This is a genomic window from Amycolatopsis sp. NPDC006125 (genome assembly GCF_040614195.1).
In the GTDB taxonomy this organism is placed as follows: Bacteria; Actinomycetota; Actinomycetes; order Mycobacteriales; family Pseudonocardiaceae; genus Amycolatopsis_E; species Amycolatopsis_E tucumanensis.
In genome coordinates, this window is record NZ_JBEXTZ010000046.1 from 42539 (window position 1) to 63765 (window position 21227).

Below are 21227 nucleotides of genomic sequence, written 5' to 3' on the forward strand. Positions count from 1 at the left end.
TGGTCCTGTCCGCCGTCCATGGCGTGTATATCGCCCTGTGGTGGCATCGGCGCATGAGTGCAGCGCGCTACAGCCGCCGGGTCGTCGCCGATGACTGGTTGCGGCTGGCCAGCGATCCGGCGTGGCCGATCTGCGTCCAGATCGTCGTCGAAGGGACGGGACTGCCGGACCGGGCCGCCCTCGCCGTGGCGGTGGGCACCGCGGCCGAGGCGTGCCCGGGGGCGCGGCTGACGCGCCGCGGGCACCGCTGGGTCGACACCGGTCGCACACCCGAAGTCCGCGAACTCGACGGGGACGCCTTCGACCGGGAGACGCTGACCGGGCTGCCCGCGCTGTACCGGCCGCTCGCCGGCGACCGCGGCGGCCCCACCTGCGAGGTCGTGGTGCTGACCGGAGCGCGGCCGGCCCTGGTCTTCCGCGCCCACCACGCCGTGATGGACGCGCAGGGCCTGCTGACGTTCGCCCGCGCGGTCTTCCAGGCCCTGCGCGGCGAAACCCCGGAGACGGCCGCGGACGACCTGGACGCCGTCGAGCTGCTGCGCCGCGCCGGAGCCGGGCCACACAAGACGATCCCGCAGAACTCCCAGCCGCCGTTGCGTGCGGCCGGACCGCCGGAACAACGCCGTCCCGCGTTCCTGCGGCGCACCGTCGACGGGCGCCCGTCGGCCGTGACCGCGAAGATCGCGCACGCGCTCGCCCGGTGCGCCGGGGGCGACCTCGACGTTTCGGTCACCGTCGATCTGCGCCGCCACGTGCCGGAGGCCCGGACCACCGCGAGCCTGTCCTACGCGCTCAGCCTGCCGGTCCGCGCGGACGACACGTGGCGCGACGTGCAACAGCGGATGCTGGAAAGCCTGGCCGTGCGCGACGAGCTGCGGGAAACCCCGCCGCTGCCGGTGATCCGGATGCTCGGCGCGCTGCCCGCGCCGGTGACCCGGGCGCTGTACCGCGGCATCGACGCCCGGTTCGGCCAGGGCAAGGCGTACGCCGCGTTCCAGGTGTCGCACCTGGGGCGGCTCGACCTCGCGGACTTCGGCGGCGCCGGGTTCACCCCGCGCACGATCTACTCGCTGCCGACCTGGGGCGTCTGCATGATCCCGATGGTCACGGTCGTGGAAACCGGCGCGCGCACGGAGGTCGTGCTGTGCGGCGACGACGCCCACACCGCGTCGGCCCGGCGTTTCCTCGACGCGATCGGCGACGCGCTGGCGCCACCCGAGGCGGTCCTGCGTGGCCGCGGCACCTCGCCGGAGGTGTACCTGGTCCCCCGGTTCGCCGAGGTGGCCACGGCCTCGCCGGACCGCGTGGCGCTGACCGAGCCCGGGCGGGAGGTCACCTATGCCGAGCTGTTCGGGCTCGCCGGGGGCGTCGCGCGGCAGCTCACGGATCGCGGCATCGGACGCGGCGACCTGGTGGGAGTGGTGGCGGAACGGTCGGTCGCGGGCGTCGCCGCGCTCCTGGGCGTGCTCATGGCCGGGGCGGCCTACCTGCCGCTCGACCCCGGCGATCCGGACGAGCGGCTGCGCGGGATCCTCGGCGACGCGGGCGTGCGGGTGCTGCTGGCGCCGCGGCCCCACGACCAGCGGCCTCTCGGCTGTGCCACCGTGGTTCTCGACGACGTGCCGCCGGCCGCGGCGACGCCCGCCGCGGTCACCGGCGAGGACCTCGCCTACGTGATCTACACCTCCGGCACGTCCGGCGAGCCGAAGGGCGTCGAGGTCACGCACCGCAACCTGGCCGCCTACCTGGGTTTCGCGCTCCAGGAGTACGAAGTGGACAGCGCGACCTGTTTCCCGCTGTTCACCTCGCTCGCGTTCGACCTCGCCGTGACCACGCTGCTGCCGCTGCTCGCGGGTGGCCGGGTCGTGCTGGTGCCGGAGGCCCCCAACCACGTCAACCTGGAGCGCGTGCTGACCGGGAGCGGGGTCACCGCGCTCAAGATCACGCTTCGCACCTCGATCTGTTCCACCGCCTCGGGATCAGCCCGTCGGGCATCCGGCTCGCGGTCGTCGGTGGCGAGGCGCTGACCGGGTCGCTGGCGGCGACCGCGCGGGAGCTGTTCGGGCCGGACTGCCGGATCGTCAACGAGTACGGGCCGACCGAGGCGACCGTCGGCTGTGTCGTGCACACCTACGATCCGGCGGCCGACACCGGCGCGACCGTCCCGATCGGACGGCCCGCGGGCACCACGTCGGTGCACCTGCTGGACGACCAGGGCGCCCACGTGGCCGCGGGTGAGACGGGTGAGATCCACCTGGCGGGCGAGCAGGTGGCCCGCGGCTACCGGGGCCATCCCGGCTGGTCCTTCACCCGGCTCGCGGACGGCACCCGTGTCTACCGCACCGGCGACCTGGCGCGGCGGCTGCCCAGTGGTGAGCTGGAATGCCTGGGCCGGGCGGACGCGCAGCTGAAGATCCTCGGTCACCGCGTGGAGCCGGCGGAGATCGAGCACGCGCTGGCACGGCATCCGGCGGTCGAGCGCGCGGTGGTGATCGCGCGCGGTCAGGTTCTGCACGCCTACCTGACCGCTTCGGCCGAGGTGTCCGAAAAGGACCTCGCGGCGCACGCCGCGGAGGTGCTGCCGCCTTACGCCGTGCCGGTGTCGTTCGTGGTGCTGGAGGAGTTCCCGCGCACCGCGAACGGCAAGGTGGACCTGCGTGCGCTGCCCGGGCCCTCCCCCGTCGCGGCGGCCGTCGGCGATCCCGTCGACGAGGTTCTGGCGGCCGTGCTGGGCATCTGGGCGCGGACGCTCGGCCTGCCCGCGCGCACGATCGCCGCGGACAGCGACTTCCACCGGCTCGGCGGCACGTCGATCGACCTGCTGGCGATGATCGCGGCGGTGGACCGGGAGCTGCCCGGCGTGGCGCTGGCGGACCACCTGGCGGCGATCGTCGCAGCTCCGACACCGGCGACGGTGGCCGATCTGGTGCCTGACCCACAAAGGTGACCCCTGCGGCGGCGGCCCGTCGGCTGCTTCCGGTGCGCGCACCCCGCGGCGCAGATGCCGCTGCCCCGGTGCGTGACGCACAGCGGTGACCTCGCGCGGCGGCGGCCCGTTGCCTTCCGATGCAGGCCATGCCGGTCCGGCGCGTGACGTACAGCGGTGACGTCGCGCGACGGGCGCGACGGCGGTGGCCGGTTGCTTACGTTCGGTGCATGATCCGTGCAGTTCTCGTCACCACCGTCGCCGCCGTCGCCGCCGCTCTCCTGACCGCCTGTTCGGCGGGCACCCCGCCGCCCGCCGAACAGCCCTCACCGGTGGCGGCCGTGGATCCGAGCTGGTCGCCCGCGCCCGTCGTCCCGCTCGCGTCGCAGCCGCCGCCCGCGCTCGTCGTGGACCAGCCGTTGCCGGACCAGCTCGCGAAGGGGCTGGTGGTCATCCGCTACCGCGCGGAGAACCTGCGGATCGTGCCGGTGTACGGGCCGAACGCGCTCGACGTGTCGCCGCGGATCGGGCACATCCACGTCACGGTCGACGACGCGCCGTGGCACTGGGCCGACGCGAGCGGCGAGCCGCTGATCATCCAGGGCCTGCCGCCCGGTCCGCACCGTGTGTGGATCGGCCTGGCCGACCCGACGCACATGATCCTGGACAGCAAGACCCTGGACTTCGTCATACCCGCGCGGTGAGCGCCGGCGTCAGCTCGCCCCGAAACCCCGCAGGAACGTCTCCACGAGGACGTCGGCGGCCTGGGCGTCGCTGAGTCCGGGCAGTTCCCGGGTGGCGAGGTGCAGCAGCTGCCCGAGCACGCGGCCCGCCCACCCGGCGGGCAGGCCGGGCCGCAAGAAGCCTTCGTCGGTGGCCCTCTGGAGGAACAGCTCGATCTCGTCGACCGAACGCTGGCGCCGCGCCCAGATCTCCGGGTCCGAGCGCATCCGGCTGACTTCGGTCGGCCACTTGCGGTTCACGCCGACGATCAGCTCGACGTAGCGGTGCAGGGCCACCGGCACCGGCGCCTCCCGCAGCCGGGCGGCCTCGGTCGCCTGCTCGATCGCGTCGAGGCGGGCCTCGTACACCGCCGTCAGCAGTTCTTCCCGGCCGGCGAAACGCCGGTAGACGGTGCGGCGGTCGACGCCGGCCTCCGCCGCGATCGCGGCGATGCTGGTGCCGGGGTCGTCGGCGAGCATGCGGGCACCCGTGGTCAGCACGAGCTCGAGGTTGCGCGCGGCGTCGGCTCTCACGTCCCCAACATACTCTCGGTGTCGCACTCGGGACGGAGTACCGCTACAGCGCTGAGGCGTTCCACGTGGGTTCCGGCCCTTCGACCGGTCGTCGTCGTTCTGTCGGCGAGTTGTAGGCGTCGCGGTGGTCGACTGGAGTGGAAGGGCCAGGACGAGGAGGGGCACCTGTGAGCGTCGACGTGCGCACCGAACCGGAGGGATCGGAGCTGGTTGTCGGGCTGTTGCCGCGCGAGGACCCGACCACGGGCCGGGACGCCTCCCGTGACGCGCGGCGCACGGAGGCGGTGACCGCCTGCGTGTTCGCCGACGACCTGCTGGACGGCGAGTCGATGCTGATGCCGCTCAACGCCGCGCCCGACGTGCGGGTGCTCCCCGCGGGCAGGCACACCGAGGCCGACGTCGTGGTGGTGGTCGCGGCCTCGGTCACCGGGACGCTGCTGGACTCGATGGAGGAGATCTCCGCGCGGGCGGAGAACCCGCGCCAGCGGATGGTGCTGGTGTCGGGCCCCCTGCGCGGGCCGCAACTGGCACGGGTCGTGGGGTGCGGCGTGGTGAGCATCCTGCCGCGGGCCGGCATCACCCCGCGAGTGATGCTTCGGGCCGTGCTCGCGAGCGGCACCGGCGGGGCGGTCGTCCCCGAGGCCGTGACGCGCTGGTTGCTCGACGAGGCACGCGCCTTCCAGCAGACGATCCTCGCCGGGCAGGGGCTGAACACGGGCGGCCTAACCGACCGGGAGGTCGACGTGCTCCGGCTGCTCGCCGAGGGGCACGACACCGGTCACGTGGCCGCTGAGCTGAACTTCTCGGAGCGCACGATCAAGAAGATCATCCAGAATCTGACGGGACGGTTCGGCCTGCGCAACCGCACCCACGCGGTGACCTACGCGTTGCGCGCCGGCGCCATCTGACCCGCGGCCGGCACCGGCGGCCGGCACACAGTGTCCTATTCGGACAGTGTCGCCACGATTCTCGCCACCGCGACGGGCTGTCCGATGTGGGGGAAGTGCCCGCTTCCCGGCAGAACGGTGAACCGCGCGTCCGGTAGGACGGACGTCAGCCACGTGGCATAACCGGGGTTCACCGGCGAGCGGCTGACGTGGTGGAATGCGCTTTCCCCGGCGCCCAGGGCAAGCAGCTGCCGGATCCGGTTCTCCCGCAGCTCGTCCGCCGGGACCTCCAAAATCTCGCGCCAGTAACCGAGGAGCAGGTCCTGCAGTGGCGTGGACCGCAGCAGGTCGCGCCGCTGCGGGGCGAGCTCGTCGACGCCCATCCCGGCGAGCAGTTTGTTCCACACGCTCAGGTACTCCGGCCCGCGCAGCACGGGCTCGGCCGAGCGCAGCATCTCGCCGAAGGGGCCGGCCAGGAGCGGCTGGTCGATGTCCAGCACGGCCCGCGCCGGGTACTTCGCCGCGTACACCGCGGCGACGACGGCCCCGACGGAATGGCCCACCAGCACCGGCCTGCGCAGGCCGGCGGCGGTGACCGCGCCGTGCAGGACGTCGGCGACCTCGGCCGGGTCGTAGGACTCCCGCCGGGGCGACGCGCCGTGCCCGGGCAGGTCGAGCGCCACCACCCGGCGGCCGCGCAGCGCGCGGACCAGCGGCCCCCACATGGCGCGGTCGAAGGTCAGGCCGTGCAGCAGGACGACGGGCGGGCGGCCGTCGTCCGTGCCGGTGACGTCCCCGTCCAGTTCACCGAGTCGCATGGGTTTCCTTCCACAGTCCCTCGTCGAGGAGGTCCGCCAGCGCCTGGGCGCAGCCGTCGAGCAGCTTGGTCCCCTTGTCCGCGGACGCCGAGCGCGCGTCACCGGCGACGCCCGAGGTGGTGATCTCGTCGAAGGGCACGGCGTCCCGCGCGGCCAGGCCACGCAGGTCCGCCGCCGTCAGGTGGTTCCAGCGAACCTCGGTGTCAGGAAGCATGCACCGGACGCTAGGCCGCGCCGGCCCGCCCCGCGCCCGTCATCCGACGCCGACCCTGTACGTCACCACGCTCGAACAGCGGCGTCAGCACCGCGGCGATTGCGAGGTTCAGCACGAACGCGGTCAGTGCGATGTAGACCGCTGTCTGGCAGGCGGTGGTCGTGCCGTAGGCCATGCCGTCGGCCCGGGTGCGGGCCTACGACTTCACCTTCGGCTAGCGCCGGGCACGGTCACCCGACCGGTGATCGCCGAGGCTGGTATGGTGGATGGGCAAGGGAACCGTTCTGAGGAGACTCGACGTGGCAGGTGAAGACGACATCTCCGGGTGATCCCCCGGAGTGAGCAAGGCCCCCCACGCTTCAGTTCGAAGCAGTGCCGTGGTGGCCATGTCGTCGTCCACCCGTATCCGCGGTCCGCTGGTCCGCGCCACTCCCTTTCCGAGGTCTCGTTCCCATGTCCGAATCCCGCATCGTCGTGTCCGGTCTGTCCTTTTCCTGGCCGGACGACACCCCCGTCTTCGACCAGCTGTCGTTCAGCGTTCCCGACGGGCGCACCGGTCTCGTCGCCCCGAACGGGGCAGGCAAGTCCACCCTGCTCAAGCTGATCGCGGGCGAGCTCACGCCCTCCGACGGCGGCGTGTCCGTCGACGGCCTGCTCGGCTACCTGCCCCAGGACCTCCCGCTGACCGGTGAACCGACCGTCGCCGAAGTGCTGGGCATCGAGCCGGTGCTGCGCGCGCTGGCGGCCGTCGAGTCCGGCGACGTCGCCGAGGAGCACTTCACCACCATCGGCGAGGACTGGGACATCGAGGAACGCACCCGCGCCCAGCTGGACCGGCTCGGCCTGGAGGACATCACTCTGGACCGCACCCTGGGCACCCTGTCCGGCGGCCAGATCGTGTCACTCGGCCTGGCCGCCCAGCTGCTCAAGCGGCCCGACGTACTGCTGCTCGACGAACCCACCAACAACCTCGACCAGCAGGCCCGGCACCAGCTCTACGCCGTGCTCGAGGACTGGTCCGGCTGCCTGCTGGTGGTCAGCCACGACCGCGCGCTGCTGGACCGGATGGACCGCATCGCCGAGCTCGGCGGCGGCGAGATCCGGTACTACGGCGGCAACTTCACCGAGTACGAGCAGGCGGTGCAGGCCGAGCGCGAGGTGGCGGAGAAGAACATCCGCAGCGCCGAGCAGGAGGTCAAGCGCGAGAAGCGGGAGATGCAGCAGGCGCGGGAGCGGGCGGCGAAGCGAGCCAGCAACGCGCAGCGCAACCTCTCCAACGCCGGTCTGCCGAAGATCCTCGCCGGCGCCCGCAAGCGCAACGCGCAGGAGTCCGCAGGCAAGGCCGACGGCACACACGCGGCCCGCGTCAGCGCGGCGAAAGCCAAGCTGGACGAGGCGGAGCGGTCGCTGCGGGAGGACCAGAAGATCACCCTGGAACTCCCCCAGACCGCGGTGCCTGCGGGCCGGACGCTGTTCCTCGGCGAGGGCCTGCGCAAGCGGGACCTCTTCGGCGACGGCGTGGACCTGACGATCCGCGGCCCGGAGCGCATCGCGCTGTCCGGCGCGAACGGGTCCGGCAAGTCCACTCTGCTGCGTATGATCACCGGCGATCTCGACCCGGACGGCGGCGAGATCAAGCGCGCCGACGGACGGATCGCCTACCTGTCCCAGCGCCTGGACCTGCTCGACGACACGCGCACGGTCGCGGAGAACCTGGCGGCGTTCGCGCCCGCGATGCTGCCCGCGCAGCGGATGAACCTGCTGGCGCGCTTCCTGTTCCGCGGCGACCGGGCGCACCTGCCCGTTTCCGTCCTGTCCGGCGGGGAACGGTTGCGCGCGACGCTGGCGTGCATCCTGTTCGCCGAACCCGCGCCACAACTGCTCTTGCTGGACGAGCCGACGAACAACCTGGACCTGGTCAGCGCGGGGCAGCTGGAGAGCGCGCTCAATGCCTACCAGGGCGCGTTCGTGGTGGTGAGCCACGACGAGCGGTTCCTGGGTGAGATCCGCATCGACCGACGGCTGCGGCTCGACGGCGGCAAGCTGGCCGAGTCCCGCTGATGTCGGCGGCTCTCGTCGCGCACGACCTCGTGCGCGTCCTCGGTGACCGCCGGGTGCTGGACGGGGTGTCGCTCACCGCGGCGCCCGGGCACCGGATCGGGTTGATCGGGGAGAACGGCGCGGGCAAGTCGACGTTGCTGCGCGTGCTGGCCGGGGTGGACCGGCCGGACCGCGGCAGCGTCGAGCGCCCGGCGGATCTTGGCTACCTGCACCAGGAAATACCGTTCGACCCGGCGGCGACGGTGGCGGACGTGGTCGACGACGCGCTCGCGGGCGCGCGCGAGGACCTGGCGGAACTGGACCGGCTGGGCGCGCTGCTCGCCGAGGACGAGGGGCTGTTCGACTCCTACTCCGAGCGGCTGGCGCTCGCCGAGCTGCACGACGCGTGGGACGCCGACCGGCGCGCGAAGATGGTCCTCGACGGGCTGGGGCTGGGCGGAGTCGCGCCGGAGAGGCGGCTCGGTGAGCTGTCCGGCGGGCAGCGGGGGCGGCTCGCGCTGGCCGCGCTGCTGGTGCGGCGGCCGTCCGCGGTGCTGCTGGACGAGCCGACGAACCACCTCGACGACGGCGCCGCCGCGTTCCTCGAAGAGCAGGTGCGCGGCCTGCCCGGCACGGTCGTGGTGGCCAGCCACGACCGCGCGTTCCTGGACGCCGTGTGCACCGACATCGTCGACCTGGACCCGGCGGTCGGCGGGCCGGTGCGGTTCGGCGGGAACTACACCGGTTACCTGGCGCAGAAGCGGGCGGACCGGGAGCGGTGGGAGCGGCGTCACGCCGAGGAGCAGGAGGAGATCGCGGCGCTGCGGGATTCGCTGGGCGTGACCACGCACCGGGTCGCGCCGGACCGGGCGCCGCGGGACAGCGAGAAGATGGGGTACGGGCACCGGGCGGGACGGGTGCAGAACTCGATCTCGCGCCGGGTCCGCAACGCCGCGCGACGGCTGGAGGAGCTGGAACGCACGCAGGTGCCCGCTCCCCCGCCGCCGCTGCGGTTCCGCCCGGACGCGCTCACCGGTCAGGCGCCCGACGAGGTGCTGATGTCGCTGCGGGACGTGCACGTGCCCGGACGGCTCACGGTCGAGCACCTGGACATCGGTGCCACCGCACGGCTCCTGGTGACCGGCCCGAACGGGGCGGGCAAGTCGACGCTGTTGCACGTGCTGGCCGGGCGGCTGGAAGTGCCCGGCGTGCGGCGGCTGCCGGAGCTGCGGGTCGGGATGCTGAGCCAGGACACCGAGTTCGCCGTGCCTTCGCGAACGGCACGCGAGACCTATGTGGCGGCCGCCGGTGTCGACGCGGTGCCGCTGGAGTCGTTGGGACTGCTGGGAAAGTGGGACGCCGGCAAGCCGGTCGGCGAGCTGTCGGTGGGCCAGCGACGACGGCTGGCGCTGGCGATCCTGGTCGCGAACCCACCGCAGCTGCTCCTGCTGGACGAGCCGACGAACCACCTCTCCCCCGCCCTCTGCGACGAACTGGAGGACGCGCTGGGCCCCGGCCCGGGCGCGATCGTGGTGGCCGCGCACGACCGCCGCCTGCGCGAACACTGGGAGGGCGTCGAGGTGCGCGTCCACAACGGACGCATCGATCCGGGTTGAGCGGTGACCGGTGACTGGCAGAAGATTCCGGACGAGGTGATCGTCAAGAACGACTCGGGTCGGCGAGGTCGATCTGGTCGTCAACGTGGGCTCGGGCGGCGTGCAGATGTCGACGATGCCGACGTCGTCACGCGCGACCAGGGTGGCCCAGTCGGTCTCGACGTCCGGCCAGCCCTGCTTGGCGGCGGCGGCCTTCGTGCGCTCCGGGTCGCGGCCGCCGAGGACGGCCAGCCGCGGCACCAGTGGCACGTCGAAGAACCGGTGGACCGAGCGCCAGGCGTGGGCGTGGACGGCGCCCATGAAGGCGTGCCCGACCATGCCCACCCCGATGGAGGCGCCCACGGGATCAGGAGTCGAAGGCGACATCGGCATAGGAATCGACGTTCTCCTTGGTCACCACGGCCGAGTAGGTCGTGACGTTCGCGGGGATCTCGTGCTCGGCGAGGTCGCCGATGCCCTTGGCCTGGCCGAGCAGCCGGGCCAGGGCGATCGCCGACGACGCCATCGACGGGCTGTAGAGCACGGTCGCCTTGATGACGCTGCTGTCGGCCTTGATCAGGTCCATCATGTTGCGCGAGCCCGCGCCGCCGACCATGAAGAACTCGTTGCGGCGCGCGTTGTCGATCGCCGCCAGCACGCCGATGCCCTGGTCGTCGTCGTGGTTCCACAGCGCGTCGAGCTTGCTCGCCGACTGCAGCAGGTTCGACGTCATCTGCTCGCCGCTCTCCGGCGTGAACTGCGCCGACACCCGCGGGCCGACGGCGAAGCCGTGCTTGGCCAGCGCGTCCCGGAAGCCCTGGCTGCGCTCCTGGGTGAGCGGCAGCGAGTCGATGCCGGCGACCTCGCCGATCACCGGGCTGGCCACGCCCTTCTTCTTCAGCTCGCCCGCGATGTAGTTGCCCGCGTTGACGCCCATCCGGTAGTTGTCGCCGCCGATCCAGGTGCGGTAGGCCAGCGGCGTGTCGAACACGCGGTCCACGTTGACCACCGGGATGCCGGCGTCCATGGCCTGCTGACCGACCTGGGTCAGCGCCTTGCCGTCGAAGGGCAGGATCACCAGGACGCCGACCTTCTGGTTGATCAGCGTCTCGACCTGGGCGATCTGCTGGTTGACGTCGTTGGTGCCCTCGGTGGCGGTGAAGGTGACGTCGGAGAACTGACCGGCCTGCGCGCGGGCGTTCTTGGTCATCGCCGCCATCCAGCCGTGGTCGGCGGCGGGCGCGGAGAAGCCGATGGTGACCTGCTTGCCGGGCTGGGAGTTCTGGCCCGCGTTGCCCGCGACGGCCTGCGGGGCCGACTGCGGCGACTCGTTGGAGGTGCAGGCGGCCAGCAGGGCGCCGGCGCCGACGGCCGCGCCACCGGTGAGGAAGCGGCGGCGGGCGAGGGAGGATGGTCCGGACATGGCGAGCTCCAGTGATCGTCGTCGGGGTGTTCGGGGTTCGTCTTTCCTAAGTGGACTTGCGGGCGCGGTTGGTGCGGAACTGCAGCAGGACGGCCAGGACGATGATCGCGCCCTTGGCGATGTTCTGGATGTCGGTGTCGAGGTTGTTGAGCGTGAAGATGTTGCCCAGCACCGTGAAGATCAGGACGCCGATGAGCGTGCCGATGAGGGTGCCGCGGCCGCCGGTGAGCAGGGTGCCGCCGATGACGACCGCGGCGATCGCGTCCAGCTCGTAGTAGAGGCCGTTGGTGGAGGCGCCCGAGGTGGTGCGCGCCACCACCATGAGCGCCGCGATGCCGCAGCACAGCCCGGCCACGCCGTAGACGAGCGCGGTGTGCCGCTTGACGTTGATGCCTGCCAGGCGCGCGGCCTCGGTGTTGCCGCCGACCGCGAACGTGCGGCGGCCGAACGTGGTGCGGTTGAGCAGGACCCACCCGACCACGAACACCAGGGCGAACATCCAGATCAGCACCGGGATGCCGAGGAAGTCGCCGCGGAAGAAGTTCAGGAAACCGGTCTCCCGCACGACCTGGGTCTGGCGGCCGCTGATCCGCTCGGCGAGCCCCCGTGCCGAGGCGTACATCGCCAGCGTCGCGATGAACGGCACCACTCTGCCGTAGGACACCAGCACACCGTTGATCAGCCCGCAGCCGAGCCCGACCGCGAGCGCGCAGATCACCATCACCACCGGGCCGTAGGCCTGCGTCGCCAGCGTCGTCGCCCACACGCTGGACAGCGCCACGATCGAGCCGACGGACAGGTCGATGCCGCCGCTGATGATCACGAACGTCATGCCGACGCTGACCACGCCGATCGCGGCCGCGAGCCGCAGGATGGTGGACAGGTTGCCCTCGGTGAAGAACGCGTCCGGCCTGGTCAGCCAGCCCACCAGGCACAGCAGGACGAACACCCCGAACAGCCCGGCCAGCCGGACGTCCACCGGGAACCGGCCGCGCGCGGCCTTCGGGGCCGGCGGCGCGGCCCGGGGTGGCGGGGCCTGCGTGGCCTCGGGCAACACCGACGAGGAGTCCTTCGTCATGCCGCACTTCCCTCCATCACCAGATTCAGCACGTCTGCTTCGGTCAGCTCGCTCGCGGGCGCCTCGCGGACCACGTGGCCCTCCCGCATCACGAGCACGCGGTCGGCGAGCCCGAGCACCTCGGGCATCTCGCTGGAGACCAGCACGAGCCCGACCCCGGCCGCGGCCAGCTCGCGGATCAGCCGGTAGAGCTCGGCCCGCGCGCCCACGTCGACGCCGCGGGTGGGCTCGTCGAGCAGCAGGATCGAGCAGCCGCGCACGAGCCAGCGCGCCACGACCGCCTTCTGCTGGTTGCCGCCGGAGAGCGTGCCCACCGGGCGGCGCGGGTCGGCCGGGCGCAGGTCCAGCTGCCGCAGGCGCTCGGCCGAGTCCCCGATCTCGCGGGCGCGGTCGGTGAAGCCGAAGCGGCTGTAGGCGGGCAGGCTGGCCAGGGTCACGTTGTGCGCGACCGACATCTCCAGCAGCAGCGCCTGGCTCTTGCGTTCCTCCGGCGCGAGGCCGATCCCGGCCTTGACCGCGCTGGGCACGTCGCCGGGTTTGAGGCGCTTGCCCTCGACGAACACCTTGCCCGCGTCCGGTTTGCGGCCGCCGAAGATGGTCTCCAGCAGTTCGCTGCGGCCGGCGCCGACGAGGCCGGCCACACCGAGGATCTCCCCGCGCCGCAACGTGAAGCTGACGTTCTCGAATTCGCCGCGGCGGGTCAGGTTCTCCACGCGCAGCAGCTCGGTCGAGCTGTCCACTGTGGATTCCAGGCGTTCCGGGTAGACGGTTTCGACGCGGCGGCCGGACATCAGCGACACCAGGTGGTCGGTGGTGACGTCGGCGACCTCCAGCCCGGCGGCGACGGTGGCGCCGTCCTTGAGGACGGTGACGCGGTTGCCGATGCGGCGGATCTCCTCCAGCCGGTGCGAGATGTAGACGACGGCGACCCCATCGGCGGTCAGCTCGGCGACGATCCGGAACAGGTTGTCCACCTCGTCGGAGGCGAGCGCGGCGGTCGGCTCGTCCATCACGATCAGGCGGGCGTCGTGGGCCAGCGCGCGGGCCATCGACACCAGCTGCTGGCCGGCCGCGGACAGATCGCCGACCTCGCGGTCGGGGTGGATCTCCGGGTGGCCGAGCCGCGCGAGCAGCTCGGCGGCCCGCACGCGGGCCTGCCGGTCGCGGGTGAAGCCGGCCTGCGCCGGCTCGTGGCCGAGGAAGATGTTGTCCGACACCGACAGCGCGGGGATGAGGTCGAGCTCCTGGTACATGGTCGCGATGCCGCGGCGCAGCGCGGCGACCGGCGAGGACAGCGTGACGGGCTCGCCCTGCCAGCGGATCTCGCCCGCGTCCGGCTGGTGGGCGCCGGCGAGGACCTTGATCAGGGTCGATTTGCCGGCGCCGTTCTGGCCGAGCAGGCAGTGCACCTCCCCCGCCCGCACCGACAGCTCGACACCGTCCAGCGCCCGGACACCCGGGAACGTCTTGACGATGCCGCGCATGGACAGCAGGTCTTCGGTCATCACGCCTCCACGCTCACCGGGGCGCCGGCCGGGGCCAGCGTCGGATCGTCCAGCAGGGGCCGGATCGCGGCCTGCGCCGCGCCGGTGCCGACCGCGGTGAACCCGAGCCGGGACGCCACGATGCGGGGGCCGCCGGTCTCGGCGGTGACCGAGCGGGCGGCGAGTTCGGCGCGGACCGGCTCGGCGAGCCACTCGCGCAGCGGCGCGAAGTAGCCGCCGAGCACGACGATCCGCGGGTCGAGCAGGTCGGCCAGGACCGCGATGCCGTGGCCGAGGGCGGCGCCCAGCTGCACGAGCGCGTCGAGGACGCGGCGGTCGCCGTCCTGGGCGCGCCGCCGCACGATCGCGGTGCGCTGGGCCAGGTCGAGCGACGGGTCGTGGACCAGGTCGCCGGGGCCGGCCAGCGAGTGCAGGAACGGGTCGATGCCGACGGCGGTCTGCCAGCAGCCGCGGCGGCCGCAGACGCAGGGCCGTCCGGTGGGTTCCAGCGACAGGTGCCCGACCTCGCCCGCGGCGCCGCCGATCAGGCCGCCGCCGGTGATCAGCCCGGCGCCGACGCCCATGCCGCCGAGCAGGAACACGACGTCGGAGCAGCCGCGGGCGGCGCCGTCGTCGGCTTCGGCGAGGGCCGCGAGGTTGGCGTCGTTGCCGACGACGATGCGGTCGAGGGGGAACCCGGTGCGGGCGGCGAGCCCGTCGGCGAGGGCGAGGCCGCGCCACCGGAGGCCGGGCGCGACGCGGACGACGCCGGTCGCGGTCTCGACCAGACCGGGCACCGCCACCGCGATGCCGGCGACGTCGTCCACTTCGGACCGCGCGGCGAGCACGAGCTCGGCCAGTTCGTCGAGGGTGCGTTCCGCCCCGAGGGCCCGCACGTCACAGGCGGCGCGGCGGCGGGTGGTGGCGGTGCCGGCGAGGTCGAGGACCGTCGCGCCGACGTGGTTCTCGTCCACCTCGAGCCCGATGCCCCAGTGGCCGCGCGGCCGGAGTTCGACGAGCTGGCCGGGCCTGCCCTGGCCGCCCTCGTGACGGCCGCCCGCCTGGACGAGCTCGCGGATCTCCAGCTCGGCGACGAGGCCGGAGACGGTGGCCTTGCTGAGGCCGCTGAGGGTCGCCAGTTGCGCGCGGGAGAGCCCCCCGTGGCGGCGCAGGAGCCGGACGAGCAGGGCGAGGTTGGCCCTGCGGACACCGGCGCGGTCCGTCGGCCGGTCGGAAGGTTGGGGCACCGCGGACGCTCCACTTCGTTGGGAAACTGGCCGGTCTCAGTGCTGCGGTCTCAGTGCTCTGGCGTACGCCGCCTACTCTGACTGGCGGGGTACTTCTGCCACAATCCGGCAAAAGGAGTAACAGTCAGATCGTTACTTTTGAACCAGACTGCCGAAAGTGTGCACGGTTGATGACAGGCTTCCGTTCAGTGGAAGTCGCGAGCGCCACCCGCGCCACTTGGCGCTCCCCGAAGCCACCCACAGCCTCGCGCGGCCAGCGCCGGCATTCGCCCCACATCAACCGGCGCCATCGCACCACCCGGCGCACCCGCGCCCCGCCGCCCACACCACTGCGCCGACGCCGAGCCACCCGCAGCGGTCTCAAGCCACCCGCACCGCCGCGGCAAGGTCACGCAGGCACGCTGAACGCGTGGTCGGACGCCAGCCACGCGGCCCCAATCACGCCGGCCTGATCACCCAGCTCCGAGAGCACTATCGGCAGGTTCCCGGTCGCCAGTGGCAGCGACCGCCGGTAGACCGACGACCGCACCTCGGCCAGCAGCGTGTGCCCCAGCCGTGACACCCCGCCGCCGATCACGACCATCCCGGGGTTCAGGAAGCTCACCAGCGACGCGATCACCTGCCCCAGCCGCCGCCCGCCCTCGCGGACCAGCGTCACCGCCGCGAAGTCACCGGCCTGGGCCGCCTCCGCCACGTCCCGCGCGGTCAACGCCGGCCGGTCCGCCAGCAGCTCGGCCAAGTACGGCGACCGGCCGCTGCGCGCCAGCGTCAGCGCGTCCCGCGCCAGGGCCGCCCCGCCGAAGTACGCCTCCAGGCACCCGGCCTCCCCGCAGGCGCACGCCGGGCCGTAGTCGTCGAGCTTGATGTGCCCGATGTCGCCCGCCGTGCCGGCCACCCCGCGGTACACGCGCCCGCCGACGACGATCCCGCCGCCGATACCGGTCCCCACCTTCACGAAGATCAGGTCGTCCAGCGACCGCGCCACCCCCGCGTGCCGCTCCCCCAGCGCCATCACGTTCACGTCGTTGTCCACCGTCACCGCGCAGCCCCAGTGCCCGGCCAGCCGGTCGCGCACCGGGAAGCGGTCCCAGCCCGGCATGATCGGCGGCGCCACCGGCATCCCGTCGCGGAAACTCACCGGCCCGGGCAGCCCGATGCCGGCGCCCGCGAGCCGCCCTGGGGCGTCCTGCAGCACCTTCGCCGCCAGCTGCTCGACCCGGTCCAGCACCGGCACCGGCCCGCGGCGCACGTCGCAGTCCTCCACCGCGTGCGCCAGCACCTCGCACCGCCCGTCGGTCACCGCCACGCCGACCGAGGTCGCCCCGATGTCGACGCCGAGGAACCGCAAGTCGTCGGCCAGGCGCACGAGCGTCGACCGGCGCCCGCCGCGGCTCGCCGCCGGACCGCCGGATTCCACGAGCCCGCCTTCGGCCAGCCGGGTGATCTCGGCGGCCAGCCGGGCCCGTGGCACGCCGAGCCGTTCACCCAGTTCGACCCTTGCCATCGGGCCCTCGTCCCGCAACAGGGCGAGCAGCCCGGCCTGCTCACGGGTCTCGGCCGACGGGGGAAAACCGCTGGTGGTCATGGGGCACCAGCCTCCTCGCTGCTCGCGCGTGCACCGACTGTAGACCCGCCGCCGCCCCTTTTGAGCAGACACGGCCGAACTTTGTTCCGCGAAGTCCGAAACTCTGGACACTTCCGGCGGAAGTTGCCTACGTTGACCGGCGCACGTGGCAAGGGGGTCGGTTCACACTCGGCTGAAGGAGAAATCCGTGTCCCACTCGTCGTTCAACCGCCGCGGTTTCCTGCGCTCCGCGGCGGGGGCGACCGTCGCGGTCAGCGCCGCGGCGCTCGCCGGATCGCTGCCCGCCGCCGCCAGTCAGGGCGGCGGCCGCCTCGTCCCGCAGAACCAGATCGGCATCCAGCTCTACAGCGTCCGCGACAAGGTCTCGCAGCTCGGGTTCCGGGCCGTGTTCGAGGAGCTGTCCCGCATCGGCTACCGCGAGATCGAGTTCGCGGGCTACACGCAGAGCACCTCGATCCTCGGACGGCAGATCACCGTGCCGGAGATCGCCCAGCTGCTGAAGGACTTCGGGCTCAAGGCGGTCGGCAGCCACGTCGGCCTCAACAACTTCCGCACCAACCTGCAGGGCGAACTCGACAACGCGGAAATCCTCGGGCTCAAGCACATCGGCACCGCCAACGCCCCGACCAACGTGAACACAGTGGACGGTTACCGGGCGGCGGCCGAGGAGTTCAACACCTTCGGCGCCGCGGCACGCGACCGCGGCCTGAAGTTCTACCAGCACAACCACGCCGGCGAGTTCGCCTTCGCCACCGACCAGCCGAAGGTGCGCCTCTACGACGTCTTCCTCGAGCACACCGACCCGCGCCTGGTCTACCTGGAAATGGACGTGTACTGGGCCTACGTCGGCCAGTACCGATTCCCCGGCTTCGACCCCGCCGACTACATCACCCGCGCCCCGCACCGCTACCCGTTGCTGCACCTCAAGGACGGTGACGAGAACCCCGCCAACCCCAACGGCTACGACATCGTCGAGTTCGGCGCGGGCGACCTGCCCTACCGCCGCTTCCTCAAGCGGGTCAACGGCCGCGGCCGCTACCACGGCATCTGGGAGCAGGACACCGCCCCGAACACGCAGCCCAACCCGCCCGGCTCGTTCGCCGCGGCACTGCGCAGCTACCAGGCGCTGACGGATCTGCGCGGCTGACCCCTTCCCCTCCCCGTCGAAATCCCACCGGAGTGATCTCGCGATGCATCCTGCCCTGAGACGGTTGATCACCGCCGCCGCGGTGACGGCCCTGCCGTTGCTCGGCCTCGCCGTGCCGGCCGCGGCCCACGAGGAAGACGCCGCCCTGCACTGGGAGAACTACGAGAAGATCACGCTCACCAAGAACGTGGGCGAGCCCATCGACCTGGCCGTGCTGCCGGACAACCGCGTCCTGCACACCGCGCGCAGCGGTGAGGTGCGGCTGACCGACCCGAAGACCGGTGTCACGAAGGTCGTCAGCACGATTCCCGTCTACCAGAACTCGGAAATGGGTCTGCAGACGGTGACCCTGGACCCCGGCTTCGCCGAGAACAACTGGGTCTACCTCTACTACTCGCCCAAGCTGAACACCCCCGCCGGCTCGGCGCCGAACACGCTGCCCGCGGGCACGGACGACTCGTACTGGAAGCAGTGGGAGGGCTACGACGTCCTGTCCCGGTTCAAGTGGACCGGCGAGTCGCTGGACCTGAGCACCGAGCAGGAGATCATCCGCATCCCCACCAACCGCGGCCAGTGCTGCCACGTCGCCGGTGACGTCGACTTCGACGCCCAGGGCAACCTGTACCTGTCGACCGGCGGCAACACCCCCGCCTCGGGCCCGAACGTCAACGGCTACACCCCGATCAACGACGCGCCCGGCTACAACCCCGGCCTCGACGAGCGCCGCGGCGCGGGCAACACCAACGACCTGCGCGGCAAGATCCTGCGCATCCACGTCAACGAGGACGGCTCCTACACGATCCCCGAGGGCAACCTGTTCGCCCCCGGCACGCCGCTGACGCGGCCGGAGATCTTCGTGATGGGCCTGCGCAACCCGTTCCGGATGACCGTGGACAAGGCGACCGGCGCGGTGATGTGGGGCGACTACGGCCCCGACGCCGGCACCTCCGACCCGAACCGCGGCCCGATGGGCTACGTCGAGTGGCAGATCACGACGAAGGCGATGAACTCGGGCTGGCCGTTCTGCACGGCCGACAACTCCCAGCCCTACCGGGACTTCGACTTCGCCACGCTCACCCCGGGCCCGGCGTTCGACTGCGCCGCGCCGGTCAACGACTCGCGCTGGAACACCGGCCTGCGCGAGCTGCCGCCGGCCACCCCGGCCACGCTCTGGTACGGCGACAAGGACAGCGACCAGCCGTGGCCCGAGCTGACCGCGTTCCGCTCCAGCACCGGCCAGGCGCCGATGGGCGGCCCGGTCTACCACTACGACGCGAACAACCCGTCGCCGACGAAGTTCCCGGAGTACTGGGACGGCAAGGCGTTCTTCGGCGAGTTCTCGCAGGACTACGTCGCCGCGTTCACGCTGTCCGGCCCGGACGGCCCGGTGACGAAGCTGGAGAACTTCCTGCCCAACGCCCAGTTGTCCACGCTGGGCCAGCCGATCTGGGACAACCCGATGGACCTCGAGTTCGGTCCGGACGGCTCGCTCTACGTCCTGGACTACGGCGACGGCTTCTTCCGGCAGAACCCGGACGCCGGCCTGTACCGGATCGACTTCGCGCCGGGCGACAAGGCGCCGACCGCGCGGATGACGGCGACCCCGTCGTCCGGGCAGGCGCCGCTGACCGTGGCCTTCGACGGCAGCGCGTCCAGCGACCCCGAGGGCGGCGCGCTGACCTACGAGTGGGACTTCGACGGTGACGGCACGTTCGACGCCACCGGACCGCAGGCCACCCACACCTACACCGAGAACGGCCAGGTCGAGGCGCGGCTGCGCGTCACCGACCCGGCGGGCAAGCACGGCCTGACGTCGGAGCAGGTCACCACCGGCAACACCGCGCCCACCGTCGGGCTGACCGCGCCGGCGCACGGCGGGTTCTTCGACTGGGGCGACGCGATCCCCTACGCGGTGACCGTCAGCGACCCGGAGGACGGCACGACCCCGGTGTGCAGCCGGGTGGCGTGGGCCTTCGGTCTGGGCCACAACCAGCACGGGCACCCGGTCAACAGCGGCACCGGCTGCACCGGCGCCGTGGCCACGCCGACCGACGCCGGGCACGGTGAGACCGAGAACGTCTTCGGCGTGCTGAACGTGACCTACACCGACAACGGCGCGGGCGGCGTGCCGCCGGCGACCGGTGAGGCGCAGGCCGTGCTGAACCCGAAGCTCATGCAGGGCGAGCACGCCGACGAGACCAGCGGCGTGACGATCACCGACGACGCGACCGCGTCCGGGCTGCGCTCGGTCACCGGTTTCGACGCCGGGGACTGGCTGGCCTACGACCCGGTCAACTTCAGCGGCATCACCGGCGTGCAGACCAAGGCCCACGGCGCCGGCCAGCTGCAGCTGCGGTGGAACGCCGCCGACGCGGCGCCGTTCGCCACGGTCGACGTCCCGGCCGGGGACGGCTGGCAGACGGTGACCACACCGCTGTCCGGCCTGCCGTCCGGCGCGGGCAAGCTGTTCGTCACCTCCAGCGGCGGGGTCGACGTCGACGCCTTCACGTTCCAGGGCGCCGGGGTCGCGGACAAGACGCCGCCCGCGGTGTCGGCCGCGCTGACGCCGTCGGCGCCGACCGGGGCGAACGGCTGGTACACGGGCAACGTCACGCTGGCCGTGACCGCGACCGACAACGGCACGGTGTCCAGCAGGCAGTACTCCGTGGACAACGGCGTGACCTGGGCGAACGCGGCCAACCCGGTCACGTTGTCGGCCGAGGGCACCACGACCGTGCTGTACCGGGCGACGGACAACGGCGGCAACGTCTCCGCGCCGGGCACGCTCACGGTCAAGATCGACAAGACCGCGCCCGCGGTGACGGTCGCCGGGGTGACCGAGGGGCAGGCCTTCGGGGACTCCGCGGCACTGACGCCGGTGGTCACCGCCACCGACGCCGCGTCCGGGGTCGCCAAGGTCCAGGCCACGGTGGACGGTCAGCCGGTCACGCCGGGCAAGCCGCTGGACCTGTGGCGGCTGCCGCTCGGGGCGCACCAGCTGTCGGTGACCGTGACCGACCAGGCCGGGCTCACCACGACGAAGGCCGTGAACTTCACGACCGGGACGTCGTTCGGTGACGTGCGCGCCCTGATCGACCGGTTCCGCGACGCCGGCTGGGTGACCAAGGCGGGTGCGGTGCAGCTGCGCGGCACCCTGGACCTCGCCGAGTCGCACGCGAAGGCGGGCCGGATCCGGCCCGCGCAGGAGGCGCTGCGGCTGTTCGGCGTCCTCGCCGGCCAGCGGTGGAACGTGCCGGACCGGGTCGCGTCGGAGACTCTCCGTCGCGACGCCAGCGCCCTGTCGGGGTCGCTGAAGGCCTGACCGGGTGATCTTGGGGCCACTCTCGGTGCGGAGCCGCACCGAGAGTGGCCCTCTGGCAGGATCGGGAACCATGCGCATCCGTCTGGTTCTCGCGGGCTTGACGGCGGGCGCGCTGCTCGCCGCCTGCTTCGCGCCGGACGAAGACGCCCTTCAGGTCGCCGACCGTCAGCGTCGAGCCCTCGTTGGCGGACACCACCCGCGAGCG

The 21227-nt window shown here is 72.5% G+C and carries 17 protein-coding genes and 1 pseudogene; 8 read left to right on the plus strand and 10 right to left on the minus strand.

Features of this window, described 5'->3' with window-relative positions; genetic code table 11:
* Positions 1-53: 53 nt before the first annotated feature.
* The 3 genes from ABZ193_RS23290 to ABZ193_RS23300 all read left to right on the plus strand — a co-directional run bounded on the left by ABZ193_RS23290 (position 54) and on the right by ABZ193_RS23300 (position 3630).
* Positions 54-2027, plus strand: a complete 1974-nt coding sequence (locus ABZ193_RS23290; RefSeq protein WP_354711440.1) for an AMP-binding protein — start codon at positions 54-56, stop codon at positions 2025-2027.
* 8 nt (positions 2028-2035) lie between these two features.
* Complete coding sequence (locus tag ABZ193_RS23295) at positions 2036-2947, plus strand: non-ribosomal peptide synthetase (RefSeq protein WP_354711452.1); 912 nt, start codon at positions 2036-2038, stop codon at positions 2945-2947.
* A gap of 209 nt (positions 2948-3156) precedes the next feature.
* Positions 3157-3630, plus strand: a complete 474-nt coding sequence (locus ABZ193_RS23300) for a DUF6130 family protein (RefSeq protein WP_354711441.1) — start codon at positions 3157-3159, stop codon at positions 3628-3630.
* A 9-nt stretch (positions 3631-3639) separates the two neighbouring features.
* Here ABZ193_RS23300 and ABZ193_RS23305 read toward each other — a convergent pair whose 3' ends face one another.
* Positions 3640-4182 (minus strand): TetR/AcrR family transcriptional regulator, encoded by a 543-nt coding sequence (locus ABZ193_RS23305; protein ID WP_020419308.1) that lies wholly within the window; start codon positions 4180-4182, stop codon positions 3640-3642.
* A gap of 167 nt (positions 4183-4349) precedes the next feature.
* On the opposite strand from ABZ193_RS23305, the gene ABZ193_RS23310 reads away from it, so the two are divergent.
* Positions 4350-5090, plus strand: a complete 741-nt coding sequence (locus ABZ193_RS23310; RefSeq protein WP_354711442.1) for a LuxR C-terminal-related transcriptional regulator — start codon at positions 4350-4352, stop codon at positions 5088-5090.
* 35 nt (positions 5091-5125) lie between these two features.
* On the opposite strand, the gene ABZ193_RS23315 is transcribed toward ABZ193_RS23310, so the two are convergent.
* Genes ABZ193_RS23315 through ABZ193_RS23325 form a run of 3 tightly spaced genes read right to left on the minus strand, consistent with a single transcriptional unit; the run spans position 5126 to position 6276 of the window.
* Positions 5126-5887, minus strand: a complete 762-nt coding sequence (locus ABZ193_RS23315; protein WP_237335484.1) for an alpha/beta hydrolase — start codon at positions 5885-5887, stop codon at positions 5126-5128.
* Complete coding sequence (locus ABZ193_RS23320; protein WP_354711444.1) at positions 5874-6101, minus strand: hypothetical protein; 228 nt, start codon at positions 6099-6101, stop codon at positions 5874-5876. Before ABZ193_RS23320 ends, ABZ193_RS23315 begins: the two co-directional genes overlap by 14 nt.
* A gap of 10 nt (positions 6102-6111) precedes the next feature.
* On the minus strand, positions 6112-6276 hold the full coding sequence (locus tag ABZ193_RS23325; protein ID WP_237335482.1) for a hypothetical protein: 165 nt from the start codon (positions 6274-6276) through the stop codon (positions 6112-6114).
* Between the two features lie 278 nt (positions 6277-6554).
* Between ABZ193_RS23325 and abc-f the strand changes: the two genes are divergently transcribed.
* Together abc-f and ABZ193_RS23335 are read left to right on the plus strand one after the other, a co-directional pair.
* Entirely contained in the window at positions 6555-8162 is a 1608-nt protein-coding gene (gene abc-f / locus ABZ193_RS23330) for a ribosomal protection-like ABC-F family protein (protein WP_354711445.1), read from the plus strand.
* Positions 8162-9757, plus strand: a complete 1596-nt coding sequence (locus tag ABZ193_RS23335; RefSeq protein WP_354711447.1) for an ABC-F family ATP-binding cassette domain-containing protein — start codon at positions 8162-8164, stop codon at positions 9755-9757. The genes abc-f and ABZ193_RS23335 overlap by 1 nt, the downstream gene beginning before the upstream one ends.
* A 90-nt stretch (positions 9758-9847) precedes the next feature.
* Here the strand turns inward: ABZ193_RS23335 and ABZ193_RS23340 are convergent.
* The 6 genes and pseudogenes from ABZ193_RS23340 to ABZ193_RS23365 form a co-directional block, all read right to left on the minus strand.
* Positions 9848-10075, minus strand: a pseudogene (locus ABZ193_RS23340) (Gfo/Idh/MocA family oxidoreductase); the annotation flags it as partial.
* Positions 10076-10103: 28 nt separating this feature from the next.
* On the minus strand, positions 10104-11159 hold the full coding sequence (locus tag ABZ193_RS23345) for a substrate-binding domain-containing protein (protein ID WP_020420563.1): 1056 nt from the start codon (positions 11157-11159) through the stop codon (positions 10104-10106).
* Between the two features lie 46 nt (positions 11160-11205).
* Positions 11206-12237: an ABC transporter permease gene (locus ABZ193_RS23350; protein WP_020420564.1), complete on the minus strand. Its 1032-nt coding sequence runs from the start codon at positions 12235-12237 to the stop codon at positions 11206-11208.
* Positions 12234-13742 (minus strand): sugar ABC transporter ATP-binding protein, encoded by a 1509-nt coding sequence (locus ABZ193_RS23355; protein WP_354711449.1) that lies wholly within the window; start codon positions 13740-13742, stop codon positions 12234-12236. Before ABZ193_RS23355 ends, ABZ193_RS23350 begins: the two co-directional genes overlap by 4 nt.
* Positions 13742-14968 (minus strand): ROK family protein, encoded by a 1227-nt coding sequence (locus ABZ193_RS23360; RefSeq protein ID WP_354711450.1) that lies wholly within the window; start codon positions 14966-14968, stop codon positions 13742-13744. Before ABZ193_RS23360 ends, ABZ193_RS23355 begins: the two co-directional genes overlap by 1 nt.
* Before the next feature lie 388 nt (positions 14969-15356).
* Positions 15357-16553 carry an ROK family transcriptional regulator gene (locus ABZ193_RS23365; protein ID WP_020420567.1) on the minus strand — a complete coding sequence of 399 codons (1197 nt, stop codon included), beginning with the start codon at positions 16551-16553 and terminating at the stop codon, positions 15357-15359.
* A gap of 187 nt (positions 16554-16740) precedes the next feature.
* On the opposite strand from ABZ193_RS23365, the gene ABZ193_RS23370 reads away from it, so the two are divergent.
* Together ABZ193_RS23370 and ABZ193_RS23375 are read left to right on the plus strand one after the other, a co-directional pair.
* Complete coding sequence (locus tag ABZ193_RS23370; RefSeq protein WP_020420568.1) at positions 16741-17700, plus strand: sugar phosphate isomerase/epimerase; 960 nt, start codon at positions 16741-16743, stop codon at positions 17698-17700.
* Between the two features lie 64 nt (positions 17701-17764).
* Positions 17765-21022 (plus strand): PQQ-dependent sugar dehydrogenase, encoded by a 3258-nt coding sequence (locus ABZ193_RS23375; protein WP_354711451.1) that lies wholly within the window; start codon positions 17765-17767, stop codon positions 21020-21022.
* Positions 21023-21227 lie beyond the last annotated feature (205 nt).